General features: G+C 42.2%; 20 protein-coding genes and 1 tRNA gene. 15 read left to right on the top strand and 6 right to left on the bottom strand.

The features are described 5' to 3' along the window. Positions 1-7: 7 nt before the first annotated feature. The 6 genes from HMPREF1212_RS15180 to HMPREF1212_RS15155 all read right to left on the bottom strand — a co-directional run bounded on the left by HMPREF1212_RS15180 (position 8) and on the right by HMPREF1212_RS15155 (position 5,171). Positions 8-1,033, bottom strand: a complete 1,026-nt coding sequence (locus tag HMPREF1212_RS15180; protein WP_028730426.1) for an FAD:protein FMN transferase — start codon at positions 1,031-1,033, stop codon at positions 8-10. A gap of 64 nt (positions 1,034-1,097) precedes the next feature. Further along, positions 1,098-2,825: a dihydroxy-acid dehydratase gene (gene ilvD, locus HMPREF1212_RS15175; RefSeq protein ID WP_082099894.1), complete on the bottom strand. Its 1,728-nt coding sequence runs from the start codon at positions 2,823-2,825 to the stop codon at positions 1,098-1,100. A gap of 11 nt (positions 2,826-2,836) precedes the next feature. Further along, a complete protein-coding gene (locus tag HMPREF1212_RS15170) occupies positions 2,837-3,400 on the bottom strand; it encodes a manganese efflux pump MntP (RefSeq protein ID WP_028730428.1) in 564 nt (187 codons plus the stop codon). 84 nt (positions 3,401-3,484) lie between these two features. Beyond that, positions 3,485-4,435 (bottom strand): glycosyltransferase family 2 protein, encoded by a 951-nt coding sequence (locus tag HMPREF1212_RS15165; RefSeq protein ID WP_046149911.1) that lies wholly within the window; start codon positions 4,433-4,435, stop codon positions 3,485-3,487. A gap of 21 nt (positions 4,436-4,456) precedes the next feature. Beyond that, entirely contained in the window at positions 4,457-4,984 is a 528-nt protein-coding gene (locus HMPREF1212_RS15160) for a DUF4199 domain-containing protein (RefSeq protein WP_028730430.1), read from the bottom strand. Positions 4,985-5,097: 113 nt separating this feature from the next. Then, a tRNA-Thr gene (locus HMPREF1212_RS15155) sits at positions 5,098-5,171 on the bottom strand. A gap of 554 nt (positions 5,172-5,725) precedes the next feature. Here HMPREF1212_RS15155 and HMPREF1212_RS15150 point away from each other — a divergent pair. The 15 genes from HMPREF1212_RS15150 to HMPREF1212_RS15080 all read left to right on the top strand — a co-directional run bounded on the left by HMPREF1212_RS15150 (position 5,726) and on the right by HMPREF1212_RS15080 (position 26,811). After that, a complete protein-coding gene (locus HMPREF1212_RS15150) occupies positions 5,726-7,129 on the top strand; it encodes an amidophosphoribosyltransferase (protein WP_046149910.1) in 1,404 nt (467 codons plus the stop codon). Between the two features lie 13 nt (positions 7,130-7,142). Beyond that, positions 7,143-8,363, top strand: coding sequence for a peptidase T (pepT, locus tag HMPREF1212_RS15145; RefSeq protein WP_046149909.1), 1,221 nt, complete (start codon positions 7,143-7,145; stop codon positions 8,361-8,363). Positions 8,364-8,375: 12 nt separating this feature from the next. Then, positions 8,376-9,461: a glycine cleavage system aminomethyltransferase GcvT gene (gene gcvT / locus HMPREF1212_RS15140; RefSeq protein ID WP_046149908.1), complete on the top strand. Its 1,086-nt coding sequence runs from the start codon at positions 8,376-8,378 to the stop codon at positions 9,459-9,461. 110 nt (positions 9,462-9,571) lie between these two features. Next, a complete protein-coding gene (locus HMPREF1212_RS15135) occupies positions 9,572-10,531 on the top strand; it encodes a transporter (RefSeq protein WP_046149907.1) in 960 nt (319 codons plus the stop codon). 314 nt (positions 10,532-10,845) lie between these two features. After that, a complete protein-coding gene (locus HMPREF1212_RS15130) occupies positions 10,846-12,621 on the top strand; it encodes an L-fucose isomerase (protein WP_046149906.1) in 1,776 nt (591 codons plus the stop codon). A gap of 6 nt (positions 12,622-12,627) precedes the next feature. After that, a complete protein-coding gene (locus HMPREF1212_RS15125) occupies positions 12,628-13,548 on the top strand; it encodes a dihydrodipicolinate synthase family protein (protein ID WP_028730436.1) in 921 nt (306 codons plus the stop codon). Then, entirely contained in the window at positions 13,545-14,159 is a 615-nt protein-coding gene (locus HMPREF1212_RS15120; protein ID WP_052349955.1) for a NanQ anomerase/TabA/YiaL family protein, read from the top strand. The genes HMPREF1212_RS15125 and HMPREF1212_RS15120 overlap by 4 nt, the downstream gene beginning before the upstream one ends. 68 nt (positions 14,160-14,227) lie before the next feature. Further along, a complete protein-coding gene (locus HMPREF1212_RS15115; protein ID WP_028730438.1) occupies positions 14,228-17,329 on the top strand; it encodes a SusC/RagA family TonB-linked outer membrane protein in 3,102 nt (1,033 codons plus the stop codon). A gap of 26 nt (positions 17,330-17,355) precedes the next feature. Beyond that, on the top strand, positions 17,356-18,882 hold the full coding sequence (locus tag HMPREF1212_RS15110) for a RagB/SusD family nutrient uptake outer membrane protein (RefSeq protein ID WP_052349956.1): 1,527 nt from the start codon (positions 17,356-17,358) through the stop codon (positions 18,880-18,882). A 78-nt stretch (positions 18,883-18,960) separates the two neighbouring features. Then, positions 18,961-20,139 (top strand): glycoside hydrolase family protein, encoded by a 1,179-nt coding sequence (locus HMPREF1212_RS15105; RefSeq protein ID WP_028730439.1) that lies wholly within the window; start codon positions 18,961-18,963, stop codon positions 20,137-20,139. 16 nt (positions 20,140-20,155) lie between these two features. After that, positions 20,156-22,069, top strand: coding sequence for an FG-GAP repeat domain-containing protein (locus HMPREF1212_RS15100; RefSeq protein WP_046149904.1), 1,914 nt, complete (start codon positions 20,156-20,158; stop codon positions 22,067-22,069). Between the two features lie 6 nt (positions 22,070-22,075). Then, entirely contained in the window at positions 22,076-23,734 is a 1,659-nt protein-coding gene (locus HMPREF1212_RS15095; RefSeq protein ID WP_028730441.1) for a ribulokinase, read from the top strand. 25 nt (positions 23,735-23,759) lie between these two features. Further along, positions 23,760-25,202 (top strand): sodium:solute symporter family protein, encoded by a 1,443-nt coding sequence (locus HMPREF1212_RS15090; RefSeq protein ID WP_028730442.1) that lies wholly within the window; start codon positions 23,760-23,762, stop codon positions 25,200-25,202. A 42-nt stretch (positions 25,203-25,244) separates the two neighbouring features. Beyond that, positions 25,245-26,246 carry a LacI family DNA-binding transcriptional regulator gene (locus HMPREF1212_RS15085; protein ID WP_044193763.1) on the top strand — a complete coding sequence of 334 codons (1,002 nt, stop codon included), beginning with the start codon at positions 25,245-25,247 and terminating at the stop codon, positions 26,244-26,246. A 127-nt stretch (positions 26,247-26,373) separates the two neighbouring features. Then, entirely contained in the window at positions 26,374-26,811 is a 438-nt protein-coding gene (locus HMPREF1212_RS15080; protein WP_028730443.1) for a DUF695 domain-containing protein, read from the top strand. Positions 26,812-26,828: the final 17 nt, after the last annotated feature.

The raw sequence follows: 26,828 nt of genomic DNA, 5'->3' as shown, positions 1-26,828 counted from the left end.
AAAAATATTACTCGTTCAGTATTGCTTCAGACTGCCTGTCGGGTAGATATTGAAGCATACCTTTGGAGTATTCTATCTGATGTTTACCATTTTCATCGGAGTAGATAACATAATATTCAATACCGGGAATGTTTTTGGCTGCCTGGCGTGCTTTTTCAAGTCCCATCGCCATGAAAGCAGTTGCATAGGCATCTGCCGTGATGCAGTCGTCTGCAACGATTGTTGCGCTTAAAATATTTTGTTCAGACGGATATCCTGTACGCGGATCGATTGTATGCGCGTATTTTTTGCCGTCTTTTACATAATAATTCCTGTAATTACCGGAGGTGGCAACGCCTCCTTTTTTGCATAGCTGAACTACTTCGTCTATCTCATTTTTTATTCCGGTGGAATCGTCTTCCGGTTTGTTGATACCGATGAGCCAGCAGTCTCCGTTCTGATTGACTCCTTTCATTGCTACTTCTCCGCCGATTTCAACCATGTAATTCTTAACGCCTTCGCGTTCGAGCAGACGGGCGATTATGTCGCTGGCGTATCCTTTAGCGATGGCAGAGCAGTTCAGTAAGATACGCGGATCGTCTTTAACAACCTGTCGTCCGTTTAGTTTTACTTTCTGATAACCGACAAACTGTTTGATACTGTCGATCATTAGCGGAGTTACACTGTCCATCTTGCTGAAGCCGAATCCCCAAAGATTAATCAGCGGGGCACAGGTGATGTCGAACAGGCCTTCGGAGTTATTGGAGACTTCTGTAGCCTTGTTGAATACCTCGATAAACCAGTCGTCTGCTTCTACAGGTTCGTTCCGGTTCACTTTGGCTATGATAGAGTTCGGGTTGAACGGGTTCAATGAAAGATTAAATTTCTGGAATTCAGCGTCAATCTTTTCTGTCAGTAACTCAGGGGCCTCGTACTTGATATGGTAGAGCGTATGAAATACGGAACCACTCTCTTCAAAATATTGTTTCTGGTTTGTACAAGCAGTGAAAACAAGTATCCATAGACTTGCCAGAAAGCCGATTTTCTTATACATCTCTTTTAAATTTTAGGTCGGCAAAGATACTAAAATTTATTGTATTTCAACTAATATCAAATGTTTAAGCGTTTCTGTTCTCCATATAAGCCCCTTTCATGGGCGAAGCGCTGTTGTGCGTAAATATATCGAGAATGCCACGCGTATGGCGGGAAGCGGGTTTACTCCATAGCGTACGGCGTTCCGAAAGTATACGGTCTACCTCTTCCGGAGTCTGTTGTACACCGTTCGTTCCTGTTATCTCCAGCTTGCGTGCCGGAATATCGATATGGATCAGATCGCCGTCTTCAACCAGGGCAATAGGGCCACCTTCGTGTGCTTCCGGTGAGACATGGCCGATAGCCGGGCCACGGGTTGCACCGGAAAAACGTCCGTCGGTAATAAGGGCAATGCTTTCCGCCAGTTCCGGATCGGATGCGATCGCTTCCGTTGTATAGAACATTTCGGGCATACCGCTTCCTTTCGGGCCTTCATAGCGGATAAAGACGGCATCGCCCGGATGGATATCTTTTTGCAATACGGCTTGTAATGCCTCTTCTTCGCTGTCGAATACACGTGCTGTCAACGTGGCTTGCATCAGGTTGGGGGAGATGGCGGCGTGTTTTACTACGGCTCCTTCCGGGGCAAGGTTCCCTTTTAATATGGCAATCGCTCCTTGTTTGCGGATCGGATTATCGAAAGGCTTGATAATATCGCCGACCTTCACTCCGAGTGCCGGCAGATATTTACGGCATCCTTCATAAAAGCCGTTCTGACGGAGAGTTTCCAGGTTTTCTCCCAGACATTTACCTGTAACGGTCCGTACATCCAGGTTCAGGACATCTTTCAGCTCTTCCATGATAGCCGGGACACCCCCTGCATACCAGAAATATTCGCCCGGCCAGAATCCGCTTGGACGTATATTCAGCAGAAAAGGTATTTTCCGGTGTATTTCATCGAATAGTTCGGGGGGAAGCTGGATGCCCAGTTCGTGTGCGATAGCCGGTAAATGTAGCAGGCTGTTACTCGATCCGGCTATGGCGGCATGTACCATGATCGCATTTTTAAAGGCGTCGATAGTAAGAATGTCGGAAGGAAGTAATTCTTCTGATCCCAGTTCGACGGCACGTTGGCCGGCACGGCGGGAAGTCTCTTTTAAATAATGTATATGGGTAGGGATCAGAGCCGAGCCGGGCAAAGCGATACCTAATGCTTCGGCCATCACTTGCATGGTGGAAGCTGTTCCCATAAACGAACAAGCACCGCAGGACGGACAAGCATCCTTTTTATAAGCCAGGAATTGCTCTTCGCTGATCTCCTTACGCTCGTATTGTGCGTTGTATTTGCCTATCTGTTCCAATGTCAGGAGATTGGGACCGGCTTTCATGATTCCGCCGGGCACAAGTATAGCCGGCATATTCAGGCGGGCAATAGCCATCAGGTGAGCCGGTACGGATTTATCGCAGCTGGTGATGAATACCCCGGCATCGAACGGAGTCGCTTTTACATGTATCTCCATCATGGCGGCCATGATGTCGCGTGATACCAGCGAGTAATTCATTCCATCGTGTCCCTGTGCTTCGCCGTCGCAGATGTCGGTTACATAATAATTGGCTGCCCGTCCTCCGGCGTCGCCAACGCCTTTTCCGGCTTCTTCTACCAGTGTGTTCAAGTGGGCACTGCCGGGATGGCTGTGTCCGTAACTGCTTTCAACGATGATCTGGGGCTTGCTGAGGTCACCGATGCTCCATCCGCTACCAAGGCGGAGTGAGTCGATTTCCGGGGCTAGTCTGCGTAACTCCTGGCTTTTCATAATGGTATCTCTTAACTGAAGAACAAATGTTCTATTAATATTTTAGCTCCGATGCCGATCAGTATCAATCCTCCGATTAGGTCGAGCTTTAAGTCGACCTTGCGTCCGAAACGGCTTCCGAAATAAACACCGGAAACGGACATCAGGAAAGTGACGATACCGATCAGGGACGCTTGTATGACAATATCCGATTTAAGAATTGCCAGTGATATGCCGATTGCCATCGCATCGATGCTCGTAGCAATGGCTAACCCGAACAATGTCTTGTTGCAAAGCGGATTGGCTTTACATTCTTCATCCTCTTCCTGTGTACTGTCGTAAATCATTTTACTTCCCAGGTACAATAAAAGAATGAAAGCGATCCAGTGGTCGAAAGCCGTAATGTATCTCTGGAACCCGATCCCTGCCAGATAACCCAGAACTGTCATTACCGCTTGTGTGATCCCCATAAAAGAGCCTATCTTAACCATATTGCATACGGTGCATGTACGTATCATTGCACCGCCGGTCACAGACACGGCTAAACTATCCATCGATAAACCGATAGCTAGTAACACTATTTCTATAATTGACATAACTTAAAAGTTTCCCTTTTGCTAACCTTTAGCGTCGCCTTCCTTTTCTTTCGGAGTCCGGGCGAATAACTCCGGAATACGTATTTATATTTCCGTTTCTATCTTGTAATTATTCCGGTTAGGTGCATTTCTGGATATCAGCTCGCCGATAAATCCGGCAAGGAACATCTGTGTTCCCAATATCATTGCGGTAAGCGAGATATAGAAGAAAGGTGAGTTCGTCACAAGCGGACGCAAATCACCGGAGAACATCGAGACCAGTTTCATGCTCAGCACGATCACCAGCGCTATAAAACCGATAAAGAACATAACGCTTCCCCACAAACCAAAGAAATGCATCGGTTTCTTTCCGAACTTGGAAGTAAACCACAGTGTAATTAAATCGAGGTAACCGTTCACGAAGCGGTTCAACCCGAACTTAGTAGTACCGTATTTGCGTGCCTGGTGTTGCACGACCTTTTCGCCGATCTTATGAAAACCTGCGATCTTAGCCAGATAAGGAATATACCGGTGCATATCGTTATACACTTCTATATTCTTTATTACAATATTCTTATATGCTTTCAGTCCGCAGTTGAAGTCATGCAGGTTGTTTATCCCCGAGAACTTACGGGCTGTTGCGTTGAACAGCTTGGTTGGTATTGTTTTCGATAATGGATCGTAGCGTTTCTTTTTCCATCCGGAAACGAGGTCGTAACCGTCTTCCTTGATCATACGGTACAGTTCGGGGATCTCGTCCGGACTGTCTTGCAAGTCGGCATCCATCGTTATGATCACATCCCCTTTGGCACGTTGGAAACCGCAGTGCAACCCGGGTGACTTACCATAATTACGACGGAACTTAACGCCTCTGACGCATGCGTTCTTTTGTTGTAACTCTTCGATTACTTCCCATGAGTTGTCCGTACTCCCGTCATTTATAAATATAACTTCGTAAGTAAAGTTATTTTCTTTCATTACCCGCTCAATCCATGTTTCCAGCTCGGGAAGTGATTCAGCTTCGTTATACAACGGAATAACTACTGATATGTCCATTATTTGTCTTGTTTCTCCTTGTTATGCTTGTCCGACATTTCCGGTTTCATTATTTCTGCATAAAATGGCAGCTACCGGGATAGAAAGTATGATGCCGTAAAATATATTGTTAAAGATACCTTGAATAGCCATATGGATAGGAGTGAAGTTCGTTTTTCCGACAGCCTCCATTACTTCGGTACTTACCTGTGAATCTTTCAGTACATCTATCATTTGGTTGATCGAGTTCGACAGGAAGTCGGCAGGTGCGATGAATTGGAAAAACACAAAGTGTTCCAGTGCAACGATCAAGGCTGCGAAGAAATACAGCATCGTACCGAAACGCCAGGCGTGGAAGAAGCTGATTGTTCCTCCGATATCTTGTTTATATCGTTTGGTCAGATAGTAGGCGATAAACGGAACGAGCAGTGTCAACCCCAGATAAACAATATTAAGAGAGGGCACTGTATTACTGAAAATAAAGAACAGATACTTTATCACCCAGAAAATACCCATGACCAGGCCATAAGTCATCGCGCTTTTTAATAGTAAACCTTTATTTTCTTCCATGTATATTGCTGTTTTAATGTTTACATCAGCAAAATTAATCCTTTTGCAAGAATATGCAATTATGATAATAAAAAAAAGAGGAAGTTTACATAAATAAACTTCCTCTTTTGGAGAGCCTCTTGTCGGATTCGAACCAACGACCCCGAGATTACAAATCACGTGCTCTGGCCAACTGAGCTAAAGAGGCAGGTGGGTAAGCTTACTACATCGCGCCGCTACAACCAAGTACCCTTGCTGCGGTCAAGCCCTGGGGGATTCCGAGGGAGCATGCCGTGTAGGACTTACCCGGGTGCAAAAGTAGATATTATTTTTTACAATGCAAGCGTTTTCTTTCACCGGGAGTGATATTTGTTTCTAAATGGCTGGAAACCTTTTGTTTTTGGTGTAGTTAAAAAATGTTTACTGCGTATCGGTGCTCTTTGTTTACCGTAGTTTTAGTCGAAAGTCTATTTCTTTCCGATATGAAACACTCTTTAGAAAAAGTGTTTCACTTAGATGGAACAGTTGTTTCTCCTAGGTGAAACACTTGTTTCACTACTATGAAACAGTTTAGGTAATACTGTTTCCATAAGCAGCATTCAGAGGTTGTTTATATACACTACGCCGAATGCTTACGGATATATATTAAGGTTTGAGATGTTTCCATTATAATTTTTAGATAGAATACTATCAGGTTTGGTATATGTCTAAATATTCTTGTACATTTGTGTCCTAATTCAAAAATCAAAAATAGTAAGAACAATGGGTGGTTTTTTCGGAACTATTTCTAACTCGGCTTGTGCTACCGACTTATTCTACGGCACAGATTACAATTCTCACTTGGGAACCCGCAGAGGCGGTATGGCAACTCTCCACAATGGCGTATTTAAACGTTCTATCCATAATCTGGAAAATTCTTATTTCCGTACACGTTTTGAAAGTGAACTGGATAAATTTCAGGGAAATTCAGGTATAGGTATCATCAGCGATACAGATCCGCAGCCGATCTTCTTTAATTCTCATTTGGGTAAATATGCCGTAGTAACGGTTGCAAAGGTGAATAATCTGGACGAGCTGGAGAAAGAATTGTTGGATAAAGGTTGTCACTTCTCCGAACTTAGTTCCGGACAAACCAATCAAACCGAATTGATCTCATTGCTTATCTCTCAGGGTAAGACTTTTCTGGAAGGAATAGAAATCGTACACGAAAAGGTAAAAGGCTCCTGCTCGATGCTGATCCTTACCGAAGACGGTATTATTGCCGCCCGCGACAAATGGGGACGTACACCTATATTAATAGGTAAGAAGGAAGGTGCTTATGCCGCTACCAGCGAACCTTGCAGTTTCCCGAACCTGGGATATGAAGTGGAATATAATGTAGGCCCCGGCGAAATAGTACATCTTACTGCTGATAAGATGACACAATTGCGTAAACCGAATAAGAAGATGCAGGTTTGCTCTTTCCTTTGGGTGTACTACGGATATCCGGTGTCTGAATATGAAGGAGTGAATGTGGACGCTTCCCGTTATGCCAGCGGTGTTTCGATGGCTAAGAAGGATGAGGTGGAAGCCGACTTCGTTTCCGGTATTCCCGATTCGGGTATCGGTATGGCTCTGGGTTATGCCGAAGGAAAAGGTATTCCTTACCGCCGTGCCATTGTAAAATATACGCCGACATGGCCGCGCAGCTTTACTCCGGCTAACCAGGCTGTGCGCGACCTGGTGGCTAAAATGAAACTGATCCCTAATCGTGAACTGCTGCGTGGCAAGCGGGTGATCTTCTGTGATGACTCGATCGTGCGCGGAACACAGCTTCGCGATAATGTAAATATACTGTATGGATACGGGGCAAAAGAGGTACATATGCGTATCGGATGTCCGCCTATCCTGCATGCATGCCCGTTTGTAGGCTTCTCTGCATCCAAATCTCATCTCGAACTTATTGCCCGCCGGATTGTTAAAGAAATAGAGGGTGATGATGCAAAAGATCTGGATAAGTATTCCACAACGGGTACCGAACAATATAATAACCTTGTTGAGCGTATCCGTGAACAGTTGAACATCACCACGCTCAAATTTAACACCGTAGAAGATTTAATTCAATCGATCGGCTTGCCTAAGGAATGTGTTTGTACGCATTGCTACGACGGGTCAAGCTGTTTCTAAAAAACACAGCCTTATGAATCTGACAGAGAGATTTTTGAAGTACGTTACGTTCGACACGCAGTCGGACGAAGAGAGGGGCACAACGCCCAGTTCTCCCGGACAACTGGTGCTTGCCCTTGAATTGGAAAAGGAACTGGAAGCAATCGGTCTGGAAGATATTACCCTGGATGACAATTGTTATCTCATGGCTACGCTTCCCGCCAATACGGCAAAGAAGGTACCTACCATCGGTTTTATTGCGCATCTGGATACCAGTCCGGATATGTCCGGTAAGAACGTAACACCCCGTATCGTATCCTATAAAGGCGGCGATATCGTGTTGTGCGCAGAAGAGAATGTCGTACTTTCTCCCGTGATGTTCCCTGAACTGAACGACTATAAAGGCCAGGATATTATCGTGACCAACGGTAAGACCTTGCTGGGTGCCGACGATAAAGCTGGCGTAGCAGCTATCATTTCGGCTGTTCAGTATCTGAAAGACCATCCGGAAATCGAACATGGAAAGATTCGTATCGGCTTTACTCCTGATGAAGAGATCGGACAGGGTGCCGATCATTTCGACGTGGAGAAGTTCGGTTGCGAATGGGCTTATACCATCGACGGCGGACAGATTGGCGAACTGGAGTATGAGAACTTCAATGCGGCCGGTGCAAAAGTAACTTTCAAGGGACTGAACGTGCATCCGGGTTATGCAAAGAATAAGATGCTGAATGCTTCGCTGCTGGCTATTGAGTTTGCTTCTTGGTTGCCTGTCTCACAGCGCCCGGAACATACGGCCGGTTATGAAGGTTTTTATCATCTGACCAATATGTCCGGAACGGTTGAAGAGGCTTCCTTGTCTTATATCATCCGCGACCATGTACGTACTTTGTTTGAAGAGAAGAAAGAACAGTTGCGCCTGCTGGTAAAACGTATGAATGAGATTCATCCGGGCAGCACAACGCTCGAACTTCGCGATCAGTATTATAATATGCGTGAAGTGGTCGAACCGAAGAAATATATCGTAGACCTGGCGTTCGAAGCGATGGAAGCTGTCGGCGTTAAGCCGTTGGTTAAGCCGATCCGTGGCGGTACGGACGGAGCCCGTCTGTCGTTCATGGGATTGCCCTGCCCGAATATCTTTGCAGGCGGGCTGAACTTCCACGGACGTTACGAGTTCCTACCGGTCAACTCACTGGAAAAAAGTATGCAAACCATAATAAAAATAACCGAGCTGCTAGCTCAGAAATCTTAAACGAATAATAACATGAAAACAACTCCGTTTACCGATGTGCATATCGCATTGGGAGCAAAAATGCACGAATTTGCCGGCTATAACATGCCAATCGAATATACCGGCATCATTGACGAACATATGACCGTTGTGAACGGTGTAGGTGTATTTGATGTATCTCACATGGGTGAGTTCTGGGTAAAAGGCCCGAACGCACTGGCTTTCATCCAGGGTATCACATCCAATGATGCTTCTGTTTTACCTTTGGGTAAGGCACAATACACTTGCTTCCCGAATGATAAGGGCGGTATTGTGGACGACCTGCTGGTTTATCATTACGAACCGGAAAAATATCTGCTGGTTGTAAATGCCGGTAACATTGCGAAAGACTGGGATTGGTGTGTAAGCCATAACACAGTGGGGGCAGAGCTCGAAAACTCTTCCGACCGTACAGCCCAGCTGGCTATCCAGGGGCCGAAAGCGACTGAAGTGCTGCAACGCCTTACTCCGGTCGATCTTTCTTCTATTCCTTATTATTCATTTGTAACAGGTGAATTTGCCGGATGCAGGAACGTCATTATCTCTAACACGGGTTATACCGGTGCCGGAGGTTTTGAGCTCTATTTCTATCTGGATGATGCTATGACGATCTGGAATGCCATCTTCGAAGCCGGAAAGCCGGAAGGTATCAAGCCTGTCGGTTTGGGTGCCCGCGATACGCTTCGTCTGGAAATGGGCTTCTGCCTGTATGGTAACGATCTCGATGATACGACTTCTCCGATTGAAGCCGGTCTGGGTTGGATCACCAAGTTTGCCGAAGGAAAAGAATTTACCAACCGTGCAGAGCTGGAACGTCAGAAGAAAGAGGGCGTAAGCCGTAAGTTATGTGCATTCGAGCTGATAGACAAGGGTATACCCCGTCATGGTTACGAGATCGTCGATGCCGAAGACCAGGTGATCGGTGTGGTGACTTCCGGAACGATGTCTCCTGTATTGAAGAAAGGTATCGGTATGGGATATGTGAAACCTGAGTATGCTAAGGCCGGTACGGAAATCTTTGTGAAAGTACGTAACAGGAACCTGAAAGCCCAGGTGGTGAAAGCGCCGTTCAGAAAATAAGATTCCCGATCTGAAGATAAATAAAAAAGAGAGCCTCATTCCATGACGAATGAGGCTCTTCGTTTAAGTATTATACCTATCTTTGTCCCGAAAATCTAAAGATAGGTGCTATGTTGAATTTTCTGAAAAACTGGACGTTGCCTATTGCAATGCTGGCCGGTGCACTGGGATATTTTATTTTTGCCAACTTTACATTTCTGGAGCCGACAAAACCGTTTGTAAATACGCTTGTTTCGTATCTAACCCCGCTTTTAATCTTTGGTCAGCTGTTGCTTACTTTTTGTAAAGTAGATTGGAGGGAGTTGATGCCGTCTCCGTGGCATGGTTGGTTGTTGCTGTTTCAGATCGTTTCATCATGTTTGCTGGCTACACTGTTGATCTTTGTCCCTATGGGAGGTTCTTACCGGGAAGTCTTTGAAGCAGCAATGGTCTGCCTGATCTGTCCGACGGCAACGGCGGCAGCTGTGATTACAGGAAAGTTGGGTGGGAGTGCGTCGAGTCTGACTACTTATACCTTATTATCGAATATCCTGGCTGCGGTAGCTGTGCCATTGATATTTCCTTTGGTTGAACCTCATGCGGATGTCACTTTCTTTACTGCCTTTCTGAAGATATTGAGTAAGGTATTTCCGTTGTTACTTTTCCCGTTCTTTCTGGCCTTGTTCTTCCGGTATTGCCTTCCGAAGATACATCACTTCCTGTTAGGTTTTCATGACCTGGCTTTTTATATGTGGGGAATGGCTTTGGCTATCGTCACGGCTCAAACTGTAAAATCGCTGGCGCATAGTACTATTCCGGTGGAAGTGGAGATCTTGATCGCGCTTGCCGGTTTTATAACCTGTGCCCTGCAATTCTTTCTCGGAAAACGAATTGGTACTATTTATAAAGACTGTATCAGTGCCGGACAGGCTTTGGGACAAAAGAATACGGTGCTCGCAATCTGGATGTCTTATACTTATCTCGATCCGGTTTCTTCAGTAGGGCCGGGATCGTATGTATTGTGGCAGAATATTTTTAATAGTTACCAATTGTGGAAAAAAAGGAAGAAAGAGACTGAAAGATTCGATTAAATTTATGGATATGTTTATTGAATATTAATCAGCAGAAGTTTCTGGAAATTGATGAATAGATGTCTGCTATGTCTATTCTAAATGATAATAATAAGGATAATTTACGGGGAAAATTAAAATAAACTGTTTAATAACATGTAATTACATCTTTGATTAATCGTTTAACTTAACTATGTTTGCAACTGTAAAAGGAGATATTTTTTTAATTCTTAAAGTTAATCGTTTAATTATATGCGGAAATTAGTTGTTTAGAGAATTAAAATTGTTGTGTTTTCTTGAGTTAATCGTTTAATATAATTCTAATTTATGAAATCATGAAAAACTGTTATCCTAAAATTGGTATTCGTCCTATTATTGATGGGCGACGTCGTGGTATTCGGGAGTCATTGGAAGAAATGACAATGGGGTTAGCTATTCGGGTTGCAAAGCTGTATAGTGAGACATTGTGTTATCCGGATGGTTCTCCGGTAGAGTGTGTTATTGCCGATACCTGTATCGGTGGAGTAAAAGAAGCAGCTAATTGTGCTGAAAAATTTGAAAGAGAAGGAGTTGGACTCTCATTATCTGTTACGCCTTGTTGGTGTTATGGTTCTGAAACGATTGACATGAATCCTTTGATCCCGAAAGCTATCTGGGGATTTAATGCAACAGAACGCCCGGGGGCTGTTTATTTGGCAGCGGCATTGGCTGCTCATAATCAGAAGGGATTACCTGCATTTGGTATTTATGGTAAAGATGTTCAGGATGTGACAGATACTGAAATACCTTCGGATGTAAAGGAGAAATTATTGCGTTTTGCTAAAGCTGGATTGGCTGTTGCCATGATGCGTGGAAAGTCGTATCTGGCCATAGGTTCTGTTTCTATGGGTATTGCCGGCTCTATTGTGAATCCTGATTTTTTGCAGGAATATTTGGGCATGCGTACGGAGTATGTCGATTGTTCGGAATTGCTTAGACGTATTCAATTGAATATTTATGATAAGGATGAATATGAAAAAGCACTGGAATGGACAAAGACTAATTGTATGCCTCGGGAAGGAGAAGATTACAATCCGGAATCTATTCGTAAAACGCGTGAACAAAAGGATGCAGATTGGGAGTTTGTTGTTAAAATGACGATCATCATGCGTGACCTGATGTTTGGAAATTCCAAATTGTGGGATATGGGATATGAAGAAGAGGCAATGGGGCATAATGCAATTGTCGGAGGGTTTCAAGGACAGCGGCAATGGACGGATTTCTTACCGAATGGGGATTTCTCAGAGGCTATTTTAAATTCATCATTCGACTGGAATGGAAAGAGAGCACCTATTCCTTTTGCAACAGAGGATGATCATTTGAATGGTATTTCTATGTTGTTTGGTTATTTATTGACAAACCGTGCGCAGATATTTTCTGATGTTAGAACTTATTGGAGTCCGGAAGCAATAGAGCGTGTGAGTGGTTGGAAACCGGATGGGCTTCTGGCGGATGGAGCTATCCACTTGATAAATTCAGGCTCGACCACATTGGATGGGACAGGACAACAAGAAGATGGAAATGGTTTACCTATAATGAAACCTTATTGGGAAATCACGGATGAGGACGTGGATAAAATGTTACAAGCTACGACATGGTATCCGGCTTCGCTTGAATATTTTCGTGGCAATGGCTATTCTTCAAATTTTCTGACCCGTTCCGGAATGCCGGTAACTATGTGTCGTTTGAACTTGGTTAAGGGATTGGGACCTGTATTGCAGATCGCCGAAGGATGGACTGCTACATTCCCTGATCATGTTTTTAATATCATAAATAAACGGACTGATAAAACCTGGCCATCTACTTTCTTCGTTCCCAGAGTCACAGGCGAAGGTCATTTTAAAAATGTGTATTCTGTGATGAACTATTGGGGAGCAAATCACGGAGCTATTAGTTATGGACATATAGGGGGGGATCTGATCTCACTGGCTTCTATGTTATCTATTCCTGTTTGTATGCATAATGTAGAGGATGATAAGGTTTTCCGTCCTTCTGCCTGGAATGCATTCGGATCTAACCTGGAAGGAGCAGATTATCGTGCATGTAAAAATTTTGGACCATTATATAAATAATCATCTATGCTTACTAAACCGTTAAGAGGAATTATTCCTCCAGCTATTACTCCAATGATAGATAATGATACGTTGGATATCATTGGATTGGAAAAACTTCTGAATCGTATGATCCAAGGAGGTGTTTCCGGTGTTTTCATTTTGGGTACCAGTGGTGAAGCCCAGAATATCAGTTATAATGTAAGAAAAGAACTGATCAAAGAAACATGCCGTATTGTGGCAAGACGCGTTCCCGTTCTGGTTGGGATTACGGACACTAGTTTTTCTGAATCTTTATCTTTAGCAGCAAGTGCTGCTCATTATGGTGCAGATGCTCTGGTGGCAGCTCCTCCTTATTATTTTGCTCCCGGCCAAGCAGAATTGATTCAATATTATAACGATCTGGCCAATCAACTTCCTTTGCCGTTGTTCCTTTACAATATGCCTTCCCATGTAAAGGTGATGATCGAACCGGAAACAGTACTGTCTCTATCTAAAAATCCGAATATCATAGGATTGAAAGATAGTTCTGCGAATGGGGTTTATTTCCAGAAGTTAATCTATTTACTTAAAGACGATCCGGAATTTACATTATTATGTGGCCCGGAAGAAATGACAGCCGAAGTCGTTTTGATGGGAGGGCATGGCGGTGTGAACGGTGGAGCGAATCTATTCCCGGATTTATATGTTGCTCTTTACAATGCTGCAGCCTGTAAAGATTTTGAGAAACTGGCAGAACTGCAATCCCAGGTTTTAAAAATCAGCCTTTCTTTATATAATATCGGAAAATATGCTTCCAGTTATATAAAAGGGGTAAAAACTGCTTTAAACCTGATGGGGGTCTGCAGTGATTATATGGGAGAACCGTTCCATAAATTTAAAGATGCGGAACGTGAAATCATAAGAAAAAACCTAATGGATTTGAATATAAAATCTGATGACTTATGAGGCAAGTATTTTATTATCTAATCATTATCATTCTTTTTTTTATAATGGGATGTAAATCTGAAAAGAAAAAAACTTCTGAATTGTCGACACAATATATAAATGAATGGATTTCTAAATCGGCTTGGTATAAAGAGTTGGCGATGAAACCAGACAAGAGTATTAATCAGGAGTTGTTCGTTTTACAAAATGAACGAAATGGAAAAGCATGGCAGGTTGCATTTGATTTTCTGAAAAAAAATAATCTGAATGAATTAGCCCTTGGACGGTATGATTTATCGGATGACGGAATATATGCAACAGTGTCTGAATATGAAACAAAAAAACATGAGACAGCCAGATATGAGGCGCATAGGAAATATATCGATATTCAATATGTTTCAAAAGGAGAGGAGTATATTGATTTATTACCTATGAATGAAGTAACAGAAAATCCGGATTATGATGAACAAGCTGATATAATGTTTTTAGAAGGGAAACCCGGGACACGTTTGCATGCAGATAAAGAACATTTTTTTGTCTTTTTCCCCGATGATGTGCACAAACCATGCCTGGAAATAGGAAAGACGGCTATGGTTCGGAAAATTGTAGTGAAAATACCTTGGAATGATTGAGAGGCAATCTCCTTAAATCTCATACTTTATACTTAATTCTTTATATAGTAACCTATTCAAAATGTATTATGAAAACTGATTTTTACAAGAAAAATAATGCGTTTATCGCCTTGTTTTTTATGTTAGCGAGTCCTGCTATAATTTTAGCAGAGAATCCTGTTAAGACACAGGATATTAGTGATATGGCGATCGAAGTTGCGCAACAGCAAAAGAAAGTGGTTGGAATTGTCGTTGATAAAAGCGGACAACCTGTTATCGGAGCTAATGTGGTAGAAAAAGGAACCACAAACGGGACTATAACGGATGTTGACGGTAGTTTTTCTTTCGAAGTTTCCCCTAATGCTGTTTTACAAATTTCTTTTATCGGATATAATTCTCAAAACATGCCGGTGGGTGACGGTAAAAATCTCCGAGTTGTGTTAGTGGAAGATACTCAAAAGATCGATGAAGTTGTAGTTGTTGCCTATGGTGCACAAAAGAAAGTGAATTTGACCGGTGCCGTAGCTTCTGTTAATTCAGAAGAAATTCAGAACAGATCTTATACGAATGTACAACAGGCTATTCAGGGACAAATACCGGGGTTAACTGTTACTCAGACAGGTGGGCAACCCGGTAATGAAGCAATGAATATGAGTATTCGCGGAAAAAGTACATTTAGTTCGAATGATCCGTTAGTTATCGTAGACGGACAAGCTATTTCGATGGCTAATTTGAATCCACAGGATATCGAGAGTGTTACGGTTTTGAAAGATGCGGCAGCAGCAGCTATTTATGGAGCGAGGGCATCTGGCGGTGTTATTCTGGTTACAACCAAAAAAGGAAAGGCGGGCAAAATACGTGTTTCCTATGATGGCTATGTCGGTGTACAGGATGCAACTACCTATCCTAAAATGGTAAATGCTTATGATCATGCCCGGTTATTCAGGGAAGCTGAGTATAATGACAATCCGAATACAACGACTTATACCTGGTCGGAGGAGCAAGTGGAAGAATTCCGTACGGGTAAGAAACCTAGTGCGAACAGACCTGATTATTTGTTTGATCCGTCTATTCAAACTCAACATAACGTAACTGTGTCCGGAGGTAGTGAAAAGAATACTTTTTTATTCTCATTCGGATATTTGTATCAAGATGGTATTATGAAAAATACCAGTTTCAATCGTTTGAACTTCAGGGTAAACGATCAGTATAAAATAACTGAGAAATTAACAGCTGAAGTTATATTAAATTTTATGCCATCGACTCGGCATGCTCCATCTACTGCGACATATCCTAGTGGGCCTACCCGTAATTTAGGTGACATTATTTCTTCTGCTTACAGGCGTCCTTCAGCATTGCCTATTTTCACAGAAGACGGACAATGGGCTTCTGTTACAGCCTGGGCCAACCGTTTTGGTCTGGCCTCGGAAGATGGTGGTTTCCAGAATAGGAAATTCAATCGTATTAATGGATCATTATCTTTAACCTGGAATATTTTGGATGGCTTGAATCTGAAAGGAACTTATTTTGGTAAATATGACCCTACACGTGAAGTCAACTTTAGTAAGCGTATGCAGTTTATTAGTCCGGAAGATTGTAAAACTGTTGATTTTGATTATAGTACAAACTCAATGACTGTATTTAATCAATCCAATTACGAACATAACCTGCAGGCTCTTCTTACGTATGACAAAGTATTTGCCAAAGATCATGATTTAAAGGTTATGGCGGGTTCATCTATTGAATGGAATAAAGATTACCAGGAAACAGTAGGCAGACGTGATTTTTTAACTGATGATATCTATGTAATAAATGCCGGTAGTGCGGATCCTAATGTCTGGACAACTTCCGGAACAGCTTCCGATTGGGCTATCGCTTCTTTCTTTGGACGTATAAATTATTCATGGAAAGGTCGTTATCTTGCAGAAGCGAACTTGCGTTATGATGGATCTTCACGTTTCTCTTCAAAGGTGAGATGGGGTTTGTTCCCGGCTTTCTCTGCCGGATGGCGTATTTCGGAAGAACCGTTTTTCCGTGCAAAAGACTATATTTCAAATCTTAAATTGAGAGTATCGTGGGGACAGGCCGGTAACCAGAATACATCTGCTTTATATCAACATTATTCCACTATCTCCACTTCTGCATATTATTTTGGTGGTATGTCGCATACAAGTGCATATTATACAAAGTCTATTAACGATCAGTTGACATGGGAAACAAAAACAACAACCAATATAGGGGTGGATGTTTCTTTCTTGAATGATAAATTCTCTTTGTCATTGGATGGCTTTAAAGACCGTACTTCCGATATTTTAATGACTCCGGTTGTTCCTGACACTTATGGCATGAGTGCTCCGATTATGAATGTAGGAGTGGTTGATAATATTGGTTGGGAGGCTATGTTCTCTTATCGTGACCAGAAAAATGACTTTAGATGGGGAGTAACATTACAGGTTTCGGACGCAAAGAATAAAGTGAAAGAGATGATCGGTAGTCCGGTAATTAGCGGTAATTATATTACAGAAGTAGGACATGAAATGAATGAATGGTATGGCTGGAAATGTGAAGGTATTTTTGCCAGTGACGAAGAAGTAAAAAATCATGCATTCCAAAATATAAAAACAGGTATTGGTGATTTGAAATATCAGGATACAGATGAAAACGAGACTGTTAATGCAAACGACCGCGTTCGCTTAGGTAGTTCCCGCCCTAGATTCCCATTTGGTATTAATCTTGATTTTGGATGGAAAGGTATTGATTTGAATATATTCTTACAAGGTGTAGCGTCTCAGAAAACATATATTAATAGCTATGGTGGCCTTCCGTTACCGGAGAGTTTGGGCTCACTTCAGGAACATCACATGGATCGTTGGCATCAGGATGACAATGGAAGCTGGATAGCCGGAAAATATCCTAAACTGAGGATCGGCGGTATCAATGTCGGTAGTTTCTCTTCTTTCTGGTTACAGAATTCAGCTTATCTGAGAGCTAAGAATATCCAGATCGGATATACTCTTCCTGAAGGTTTTGTAAAGAAATTGTCAATGGAGCGCATTCGCTTTTATCTGAATGCAGAGAACCTGTTTACATTTACCAAAATGAAAGGTGTTGACCCTGAGTCACCAGTTGGTAATGGTAATATGTATCCGTTAACTAAAGTATGTTCTTTTGGTGTTAATGTGTCGTTTTAATAGTATAACCTAAATATAATACAGATATGAAACTTTTGAATAAAATATATTTGCTGGGTATCGGATTGAGCTTGATGTCTTGTTCTGATTTTCTGGAAACGCCACCTTTGGCGAATCCATCCGATGCAACATTCTGGACTTCGTATGACCGGGCTGAGATGTGGGTCAATAATGCTTATAAGGATTTGCCTGGTTGGCAGGATTATTCTTTTGAGCCTATGAGTGATAATTCTGCTGGCCCGGGACGTGGAAATTGTAACCTGGTAGCTAATGGAACTTTTGAGTCAACAACGAATATTGTTTCCTATAAATGGGGATATACTTATATCCGTCATTGCCTGGAATTATTGAATAAGCTTGAAATCATACCTAATTTGACAGCGGAGGAGAAAAATAATTTAGCGGGTCAGGCTCGCTTTATTATAGCGATGCGTTATTTTGAGATGATTACTTTATACCGGGATGTACCATTGGTGACCAGTGTCTTGTCTATGGATGAAAGTGATATTGAAAAATCTCCGAAAGAAGAAGTCTTGAAATATTTACTTGAGCAGTTGAATTTGGCAATAGATGAGTTACCGGTTTCCTGGCCTGCCTCAGATGCTGGTCGGGCTACTAAGGGGGCAGCTCTCGCTTTAAAAGCTCGAGTATTATTATACAACGAGCGCTGGAGTGAAGCTGCTGAAGCTGCAAAAGGTGTAATGGATTTGAATGCTTATGAATTACATCCTAATTATGATGAGTTATTTTTGACAGCATTTAATAATCAAACAAAAGAAGTTATTCTAGCTCGTCAATATGCTGAAAATCTGGAGACACATACCATGTGTTTTGCTCATGGATTCTATACAATTGGTGGCTCCAGTTTATCTATGCCGTTACCGGATTTGGTCAATTCTTATGAATGCTCTGATGGTTTACCTATTACAGAATCTTCTCTGTTCGATCCTCAGAATCCCTGGGAAAACAGAGATCCTCGTTTTAAGATGAACTTTATTGTCCCTTTCGAAACATTTGCAGGTGTGACTTATGACCCCATCAATAACCAACATGACGGGCTTGCTGCAAAGACTTATGTCTATTTTAGAAAATATATAGGCGATATGTATACTCAGCAGCGTTCTATGTGGGTGAATTGGATCATTTTCCGTTATGCCGATGTCTTATTAATGTATGCGGAAGCTAAAAATGAGGCTTCAGGGCCTGATGCCTCTATTTATGATGCATTGGATCAGGTCAGAAAGAGAGCTGGTATGCCGGTTGTGGATAGAAATAGGTATAATACTCAGGACAAATTACGGGAATTTATCAGAAACGAGCGTCGTGTTGAATTAGCAGGAGAGGGCTTACGATATTATGATATTTTACGTTGGAGAATTGCAGAGAAAGTATTGAATAAAGAGATTGTAAGTTATGAAATCCCAGGGGTTCTTCCTCTTAAAATCATTGAAACGAGAGTGTTTAATCCTAATAAGCATTATGTATGGCCGTTGCCTCAGTCGGCTATTGATAAAGCGAAGAATCTAGTTCAGCATTCTGAGTGGCTGAAATAAGTTAATATGTACATTAAAAGAGCAGTTGAACAAACTGGTGAAAACTGCTCTTTTCTCTAAACCATAAAAACATTGTATATGAAACATCTTAAATATTATGCTTTCTTCTTTTTTGTCTGTTTGAATTGTGTTTGTTTTGCTCAGAACAATCCTCCGGGAGTAGTCGTGAGCCATATTTCAAAGGAAACAGGGAAGTATATCGGATCACCGGGTATGTGTGTCTTACCGGATGGAAGTTATTTAGCCTCGCATGATGAGTTCGGCCCTAAGTCATCAGAATTTCGATCTGCGCAAACTCGCATATTTTTATCGAAAGACAGAGGGGGGAGTTGGATACAGATTGCGACTATTGATGGGCAGTTCTGGTCAAATTTATTTGTGCATAATGGTATAGTTTATGTTATGGGCCCAAATAAACATCATGGAAATTTTAATATACGTCGTTCGGATGATGGCGGTTATACATGGACAATCCCTTATCATTCGAAAAACGGATTGATCTTACCGGGAGAGTATCATACAGCGCCAATGCCTATGGTAATTCATAACGGACGGATATGGAGAGCTTTAGAATATGCAACGGCACCTACAACGAAGTGGGGACAGAGATATAGCGCAATGATGATCTCTGCTCCGGTTAATTCTGATTTATTGAATGCAGATAATTGGAGTAAGACGAATTATTTAATGTATGATTCTACATATCTGAATGGAGCTTTTAATGCATGGTTGGAAGGAAATGCCGTCGTTGGTCCTAAAGGTGAAATGTTTGATATATTGAGAGTGGATGCTCCCAGTAGAGAAGACGAGTATGCGGCCATTGTCAAGATCAGCAAAAATGGGAAAAAAGCAACATTTGATCCGGAAACAGGATTTATAAAACTCCCTGGTGGTAGTAAGAAATTTACCATTCGTTATGATGAGAAATCACAACGGTATTGGATGTTGAGTAATTACGTTAAACCGGAATTCCGAGGCAAAGGTAATCCTGCCGGAGTTCGTAATACGCAAGCTCTGTGTAGTTCAATAGATTTACAGAACTGGACGGTTCACAAGATCGTTTTAGAACATCCGGATGTCAAATATCATGGTTTCCAATATGTAGAATGGCTATTTGAAGGGGATGATATCATATTCCTTTCCCGTACTGCATTTGATGATGAAACAGGTGGAGCACGTAATAATCACGATGCTAATTTTTTGACATTCCATCGGATAAAAGATTTTAGAAAGCTCTCTGAAGTGAGTATTGATTAATATAAAATAGTGTGGTATGAAATGCATAAGTATCCTTTTCTTATTCTTATTTACTGGAATTACATTATATGGAGAGAGTAAAGATTTCTCGATCATAAAATATAATAATCCGGATTTGACTGTCGATTTGGAAGTCGGATTATGGCCTGTTCCCATCCCGGTGGATTATGATGATGACGGGTTATTGGATATATTGGTATCCTGTACTTCTGCTCCAAATAAAGGACTCTATTTTTATAAAAACATCGGAACAAAGAACGAGCCGTTGTTTGATAAACCTGTATGGATTGCAGAAGGTACAAATGCTATTTATCCGTCTTATAAAGGGAATAAATTGCATGTGTTGAAGCCTGGTGGTGAATATAGAGACTTTGGAAAGAATTTGTTTTCTGAATTGGTTGATATAAATGTAGACGTGAATCCGGCTACTGATATAAAGAAGACCCGAAGCAATAAATGGGGTTATGTTGATTACGACAATGATGGTGACTGGGATATTTTGGTCGGTATCGATGAGTGGAGCGATTATGGTTGGGATAATGCTTTTGATGCGAACGGGAATTGGAAGAACGGCCCATTGCACGGATATGTTTATCTATTGGAAAATCAAAATGGAAAATACATCAATAAAGGTCGGTTGAATGCGGATGGCAGACCGATAGACAGCTATGGATATCCTTGTCCGATGATGTTCGATTTTGATGGAGACGGTGATCTGGATATCATATGTGGAGAGTTTGTTGATAAACTAACCTGGTATGAAAATATAGGAACCCGTGAAAAGCCGGTCTTTAGAGAGGGGCGTTATTTAGAGAACGAAAAAGGACTGATAAAGATAACGTTGGAGATGTTTATTCCGGTTGCTATTGATTTTGATGGAGATGGCCATGTTGATATTCTTGCAGGTGAAGAAGATGGGAGAATTGCGTTCATAAAAAATACAGGAAAGGTCAAAGATAACATGCCTGTTTTTGAATCTCTGGTTTATTTAAAACAAAAAGCAGATAACGTGAAATTCGGTGCGTTAGTGACACCTTATAGCGTTGACTGGGATGGAGATGGAGACGAAGATCTGATCGTAGGAAATTCTGCAGGAGATTTGGCATTTATCGAAAATCTTTCAGGTGGTGAAAATCCGGTATGGGCAGCCCCGATTTTTTTACTGGCAAATAATGAGCCGATCAGAATATTGGCTGGTGAAAATGGCTCAATACAAGGTCCCTGTGAGGCAAAATGGGGATATACGGTACCAACTGTGGCTGATTGGGATCATGATGGTCGAGCAGATATAATTATTAATTCTATTTTTGGGGAAATTCTTTGGTATAAAAACACAGGAGATCCTATCAATCTTCAGGGACCATTTAAAATGAAGGTGGATTGGGGAGGAACTCCTCAGAAACCAGCATGGAACTGGTGGAATCCGGGGCCAACAGATCTGGTTACTCAATGGCGTACGTCTGCTTTTGCTATTGACTGGAATAAGGATGGATTGACCGATCTTGTCATGCTGGATAATGAAGGTTATTTATGCTTTTATGAACGATTCAAGCAAGGTGACGAATTTTGGTTAAAGCCGGGTAAACGTATATTCCACCGGATACAATCGGATAAAACGGAACTTTTAAGATTGAACGATAAGCAGGCTGGAGCATCAGGGAGGAGGAAGTTTTGCTTTGTAGACTGGGATGGTGACGGTGATTTGGATATTATCATAAACAGCAAGAATGTTGCCTATCTGGAAAATCTCAAAGAAGATAATGGACAGGTCTATTATATCGATAGGGGAGATATGGGAGAAAAGAAACTGGCAGGACATACCACTTGTCCGACGGTTTCGGATTGGAATAAAGATGGAGTAAAAGATATCTTGGTTGGAGCAGAAGATGGTCATCTTTATTTATTTACAAACCCAAATAAGAAAAAGTAAGTAGTTATGAATAAATATGTAATTGGTATTGACTTCGGTACTGACTCCTGCCGGGCATTATTGGTTGATGTAATTACAGGAGAGGAGTTGGCTTCAGATGTAGAATTTTATCCTCGTTGGAAGAAAGGACTCTATTGTGATCCTGCAATAAACCAGTATCGCCAGCATCCGTTAGATTATATGGAAAGTATGGAGTTGGCTGTCAGGCGGACATTAAGCCAATGTCCGGAAGGAACAGCGGAGAAAGTTGTCGGTATAGCAATCGATACAACCGGGTCTACCCCTGTTTTATTGGATAAAAGCGGAATGCCATTATCATTATTACCCGAATACTCGGATAATCCAAATGCCATGTTTGTCTTATGGAAAGACCATACGGCAGTGAAGGAGGCGGGTGAGATAAATGATTTGTCTAAACGATGGGAAACAGATTTTACAGCATATAGTGGAAGTATTTATTCTGCAGAATGGGTGTGGGCTAAGATGTTGCATCTGCTTCGTGTCGATCCGTCAATCCGGAAATCTGCATATAGCTGGGTGGAGCATTGTGATTGGATGCCTGCTTTGTTAACTGGAAATATTCTTCCGGAAAATATCCGTCGGAGCCGCTGTGCTGCCGGACATAAGGCAATGTGGTGTGAGAAATGGGGCGGCCTGCCTTCTTCTGATTTTCTTACGACACTGGATCCCTTATTGGATATCTTTAAAGGTCACCTTTATCAATCTACTTATACAAGTGATGCTTGTGCCGGATATTTATCGGAAGAATGGGCGGTACGTTTGGGGCTCCCCATCCAGGTTGCCGTAGGTGTCGGTGCCCTCGACTGCCATATGGGGGCAGTAGGGGCCGGGATCTCTGAGAAAACATTCGTTCGTGTGATGGGCACATCTACTTGCGACGTTATGGTGGCTTCTTATGATGAGATAAAGAATTCTCAGATATCCGGAATATGCGGACAGGTTGATGGTTCTGTAATACCCGGGATGGTCGGACTGGAAGCCGGACAATCAGCTTTTGGTGATGTATATGCCTGGTTTAAAGATATGTTGTTATGGCCTTTGAAAAACATTTTGCCGTCGGTTTATAATGAAGAGGAAGCAGAAAACATTGTCCGGTTGCTGGATCGTAGGATATTACCCTCACTGACGGAAGAAGCCAGGAAAATACCGGTTAGTGAAAGCATACCGGTTTCTGTCGATTGGCTGAACGGAAGGCGTACCCCCGATGCAAACCAAAATGTGACCGGGCTTATTTCTGGTTTGACTTTGGGGACTTCTGCCCCGTTACTTTTTAAGTCATTGGTAGAAGCTACCGCTTTCGGCTCAAAATCGATTGTCGATTGTTTCCTGAAACAACAGGTAAAGATAGAGAGTATAACTGCGATCGGGGGCATTTCTTTAAAATCACCTTTTGTGATGCAGACGCTTGCCAATGTATTGAATATGCCTATTAAAGTAGCCCGTTCAGAACAAGCCTGCGCTTTAGGTGCAGCCATGTTCGCGGCTGTGGCTGCCGGAGTTTATTCCAGGATAGAAGAAGCGCAACAGATAATGGGAAAAGGTTTTGCCACCCAATATGATCCGGATGAGGATATACACCATCAATACCTGCCACTTTATCAAAAATATCTGGACTTAGGCCATTTTATTGAAACAAGATTGTGATATAATTTATATTAGAAGAATACTTATGGAACTATCAATACTCGACTTTATCGTCTTTTTTGCCTTTATGGCAGGAACTTTATTGTTTGGATGTTCTTTTTTCTCGAAAAACAGAAATTCAAACGAATATACCTCTGCCGGAGGAAGATTGCCGGCCTGGGTGGTGGGGATGTCTATATTTGCAACTTATGTCAGTAGCATCAGTTTTCTAGCATTGCCGGGAAACGCTTATATGGGAAACTGGAACCCGTTTGTATTCAGTTTGTCTATACCGATCGCCTCCTGGATCGCAGCTAAATATTTTGTCCCTTTTTACAGGAATATCAATAGTATTTCTGCTTATAGTTATCTGGAAGAAAGGTTCGGGTATTGGGCCAGGGTGTATGCTTCCTGTTGTTATTTGCTGACACAAGTAGCCCGGATCGGGTCTGTCCTGTATTTGATGGCGTTACCGTTACACTCCATGTTGGGGTGGAGCATTCCTGTTATTATTATGGTTTCCGGGCTTTGCGTAGTTATTTACTCCGTCCTGGGGGGAATAACTGCCGTTATCTGGACAGATGCGATACAGGGTATTGTGTTGATCGCCGGAGCATTGGCTTGTGTCATAGTTCTGCTGTTCTCCATGCCGGAGGGTCCTTCACAGTTGTTTTCGATCGCAAAGGAGTATGACAAATTCTCTTTAGGTAGTTTCGGACCTGACCTGGGGACTACCACATTCTGGGTCACTCTGGTATATGGACTTTTTATTAATCTGCAAAATTATGGCATCGACCAGAATTATGTACAGCGGTATAAAACGGCGAAAGACGATAAAGGTGCACGTTCTGCAGCCTTGTTCGGAGGGCTTCTGTATGTTCCGGTAAGTATGTTTTTCTTCTTTATCGGGACAGCCCTGTTTGCTTACTATGCCGCGTCTCCCGAGTTGCTTCCGGAAGGGACGGCGAACGATGCTGTTTTCCCTTATTTTATTGTTCATGGTTTGCCAACGGGTATTACCGGGTTGCTGATTGCGGCGATTTGTGCAGCGGGAATGAGCACGGTTTCTACCAGTATCAATAGTTCGGCTACGATTATCCTGACAGACTTCTTCCAGCATAAACGAAAGATGACGGATAAGCAAAATATGTATGTTCTGTATGTAACTTCTTTCATCCTGGGAGTTCTGGGCATGGGGTTAGGCCTGGCAATGATGTCTGTACAAAGTGCTCTTGAAGCTTGGTGGAGTCTGGCTGCCATATTCAGCGGAGGTATGTTAGGGCTTTTCCTGCTAGGGTATATGGTGAAGAGGGTCAAAAGTATCCATGCAATGATCGGAGTCGTTTGTGGCGTTATCCTGATTGCCTGGATGAGCTTTGGCAATAATACGGTATTCCATAGTTATCTGACAATCGTATTTGGAACGATCCTTATATTTTTAGTAGGCTTCTTATTATCTCTATTCGCTGTAAAACAACGTAATAAATAGAGCATTTTTTTGTTACTTTGCGGAGGATTTATGATGGAACGTATGAAAAGAGTATCAATAAAAGATATAGCATTGGCTGTAGGTGTTTCTACAGCCACTGTATCTCTAGTCTTGACTGGAAAAAATAAAAACGGTCGTGTCAGTAAGGAAATGTCTGAAAAGATAAAAAAGGTGGCTCACGAAATGAACTATCAGCCGAATCGATTGGCTATGAGTTTGCAAAGTGGTCGTTCGCAGACAATAGGCCTTCTGGTTGCCGATATATCCAACCCCTTCTTCGGTACATTAGCTTTTTATGTACAGGAAGAAATGGAAAAGGCCGGATATGCAGTAATAATAATGAATACTGACGAAAGTGACGTTCAGATGGAAAGGATGATCAGTTTGTTGCGGAGTCGACAGGTCGACGGTTTCATTATCGTTCCAACTGAATTTGGTGAGAAAAGTATTGCACAACTGGTAGATAACCGTATACCTTTGGTTCTGATAGACCGTTATTACCCTTCGTTGCAGGTGAATGGTGTTTTGATCGACAACTACCAGGCGGCTTACGAAGCGACCCGTTATCTGATAGATACTCATTGTGAAAGAGTTGCGTTGCTCATTTACGAGAACAGCCAGCCGCATATGATCGAACGTGAAAGAGGGTATACCAATGCTTTGAAAGATGCCGGCCTGTATGATGAAGAACTTATAAAGAGAGTTAGGTATAAATACATGGATGAGGATATAATCGGAGCAATTACCTGGTTAGCTCAGAAAAGAAAGGATATGGATGGCATTCTCTTTGCGACGAATACGATTGCCATGACCGGTATCAAGCAACTATTGAACCTGGGCTTTCGGATAGGGGAAGACGTACACGTTGTCTGCTTTGATAAGAGTGACGCATTTGACTTTATGCCTGTTTTTATTCCCTATATCCATCAACCGATAGCCAATATGGGACGGTTAGCTTCCCAGCTATTGATCAAACAGATTGAAGATGTAGAGTTGGGAGAAGAACTCATACACAAATTAACCGCCAGACTAGTCAAAAAATAGAACATAAGTATTTGTTGCCGGATCGGTATAAATCCCATATTTTTATCTAAGTTTGTACTCGTTAAAAGATGAAAGCGCTGTCTTTTATTCGGATGATATCGCTTAGAATAATAAAGAAAATAATTATATGAAATTAAGCAATGAATGGTTTACTGCCTTGTCGGAAGACGAATCCGGAAATCTGGTAGCTGTATCTGGTCGTGACGAACTGACCGAGTTTGTTCAGTCGGGCAAGTTTAAAGAGCGTGTGGAAATCACCTGGAAATATGAGGGGGATGAAAAAGGAATGCCCAGTGAGGAGCTCGCCGAACAAATGGAAAACGTGCAGGAGACTTTGAAGAAGGCCATGGAGAAAGATAAACTGTCTATCCTTACAGGTGTTTATACCGGAGGAGGAGAGAAGGTCTGGGTTTTCTATACCCGTACGGTTCGTGTTTTTGGCGAACGGTTGAATGAAGCTTTAGCCTCTTTCGAGTTGCTTCCTATTTCTATCTATACGGAAGTAGATCCTGAATGGGAGGAGTATCTTGATATGTATGAAATGAAACAGTGGGCTGTCGATTGATCTGTTTTGTAAGTGAT

Origin of the sequence: Parabacteroides sp. HGS0025, from assembly GCF_000969845.1 — a bacterium.
GTDB lineage: Bacteria > Bacteroidota > Bacteroidia > Bacteroidales > Tannerellaceae > Parabacteroides > Parabacteroides gordonii.
Note: the sequence above shows the minus strand (reverse complement) of the source record. Positions and strands in the feature narration are given on the sequence as shown.

Coding starts and splice junctions, on each gene's coding strand:
- HMPREF1212_RS15180 (WP_028730426.1), bottom strand. CDS start 1,033: ATGTATAAGAAAATCGGCTTTCTGGCAAGTCTATGGATACTTGTTTTC.
- ilvD (WP_082099894.1), bottom strand. CDS start 2,825: ATGAAAAGCCAGGAGTTACGCAGACTAGCCCCGGAAATCGACTCACTC.
- HMPREF1212_RS15170 (WP_028730428.1), bottom strand. CDS start 3,400: ATGTCAATTATAGAAATAGTGTTACTAGCTATCGGTTTATCGATGGAT.
- HMPREF1212_RS15165 (WP_046149911.1), bottom strand. CDS start 4,435: ATGGACATATCAGTAGTTATTCCGTTGTATAACGAAGCTGAATCACTT.
- HMPREF1212_RS15160 (WP_028730430.1), bottom strand. CDS start 4,984: ATGGAAGAAAATAAAGGTTTACTATTAAAAAGCGCGATGACTTATGGC.
- HMPREF1212_RS15150 (WP_046149910.1), top strand. CDS start 5,726: ATGGGTGGTTTTTTCGGAACTATTTCTAACTCGGCTTGTGCTACCGAC.
- pepT (WP_046149909.1), top strand. CDS start 7,143: ATGAATCTGACAGAGAGATTTTTGAAGTACGTTACGTTCGACACGCAG.
- gcvT (WP_046149908.1), top strand. CDS start 8,376: ATGAAAACAACTCCGTTTACCGATGTGCATATCGCATTGGGAGCAAAA.
- HMPREF1212_RS15135 (WP_046149907.1), top strand. CDS start 9,572: ATGTTGAATTTTCTGAAAAACTGGACGTTGCCTATTGCAATGCTGGCC.
- HMPREF1212_RS15130 (WP_046149906.1), top strand. CDS start 10,846: ATGAAAAACTGTTATCCTAAAATTGGTATTCGTCCTATTATTGATGGG.
- HMPREF1212_RS15125 (WP_028730436.1), top strand. CDS start 12,628: ATGCTTACTAAACCGTTAAGAGGAATTATTCCTCCAGCTATTACTCCA.
- HMPREF1212_RS15120 (WP_052349955.1), top strand. CDS start 13,545: ATGAGGCAAGTATTTTATTATCTAATCATTATCATTCTTTTTTTTATA.
- HMPREF1212_RS15115 (WP_028730438.1), top strand. CDS start 14,228: ATGAAAACTGATTTTTACAAGAAAAATAATGCGTTTATCGCCTTGTTT.
- HMPREF1212_RS15110 (WP_052349956.1), top strand. CDS start 17,356: ATGAAACTTTTGAATAAAATATATTTGCTGGGTATCGGATTGAGCTTG.
- HMPREF1212_RS15105 (WP_028730439.1), top strand. CDS start 18,961: ATGAAACATCTTAAATATTATGCTTTCTTCTTTTTTGTCTGTTTGAAT.
- HMPREF1212_RS15100 (WP_046149904.1), top strand. CDS start 20,156: ATGAAATGCATAAGTATCCTTTTCTTATTCTTATTTACTGGAATTACA.
- HMPREF1212_RS15095 (WP_028730441.1), top strand. CDS start 22,076: ATGAATAAATATGTAATTGGTATTGACTTCGGTACTGACTCCTGCCGG.
- HMPREF1212_RS15090 (WP_028730442.1), top strand. CDS start 23,760: ATGGAACTATCAATACTCGACTTTATCGTCTTTTTTGCCTTTATGGCA.
- HMPREF1212_RS15085 (WP_044193763.1), top strand. CDS start 25,245: ATGAAAAGAGTATCAATAAAAGATATAGCATTGGCTGTAGGTGTTTCT.
- HMPREF1212_RS15080 (WP_028730443.1), top strand. CDS start 26,374: ATGAAATTAAGCAATGAATGGTTTACTGCCTTGTCGGAAGACGAATCC.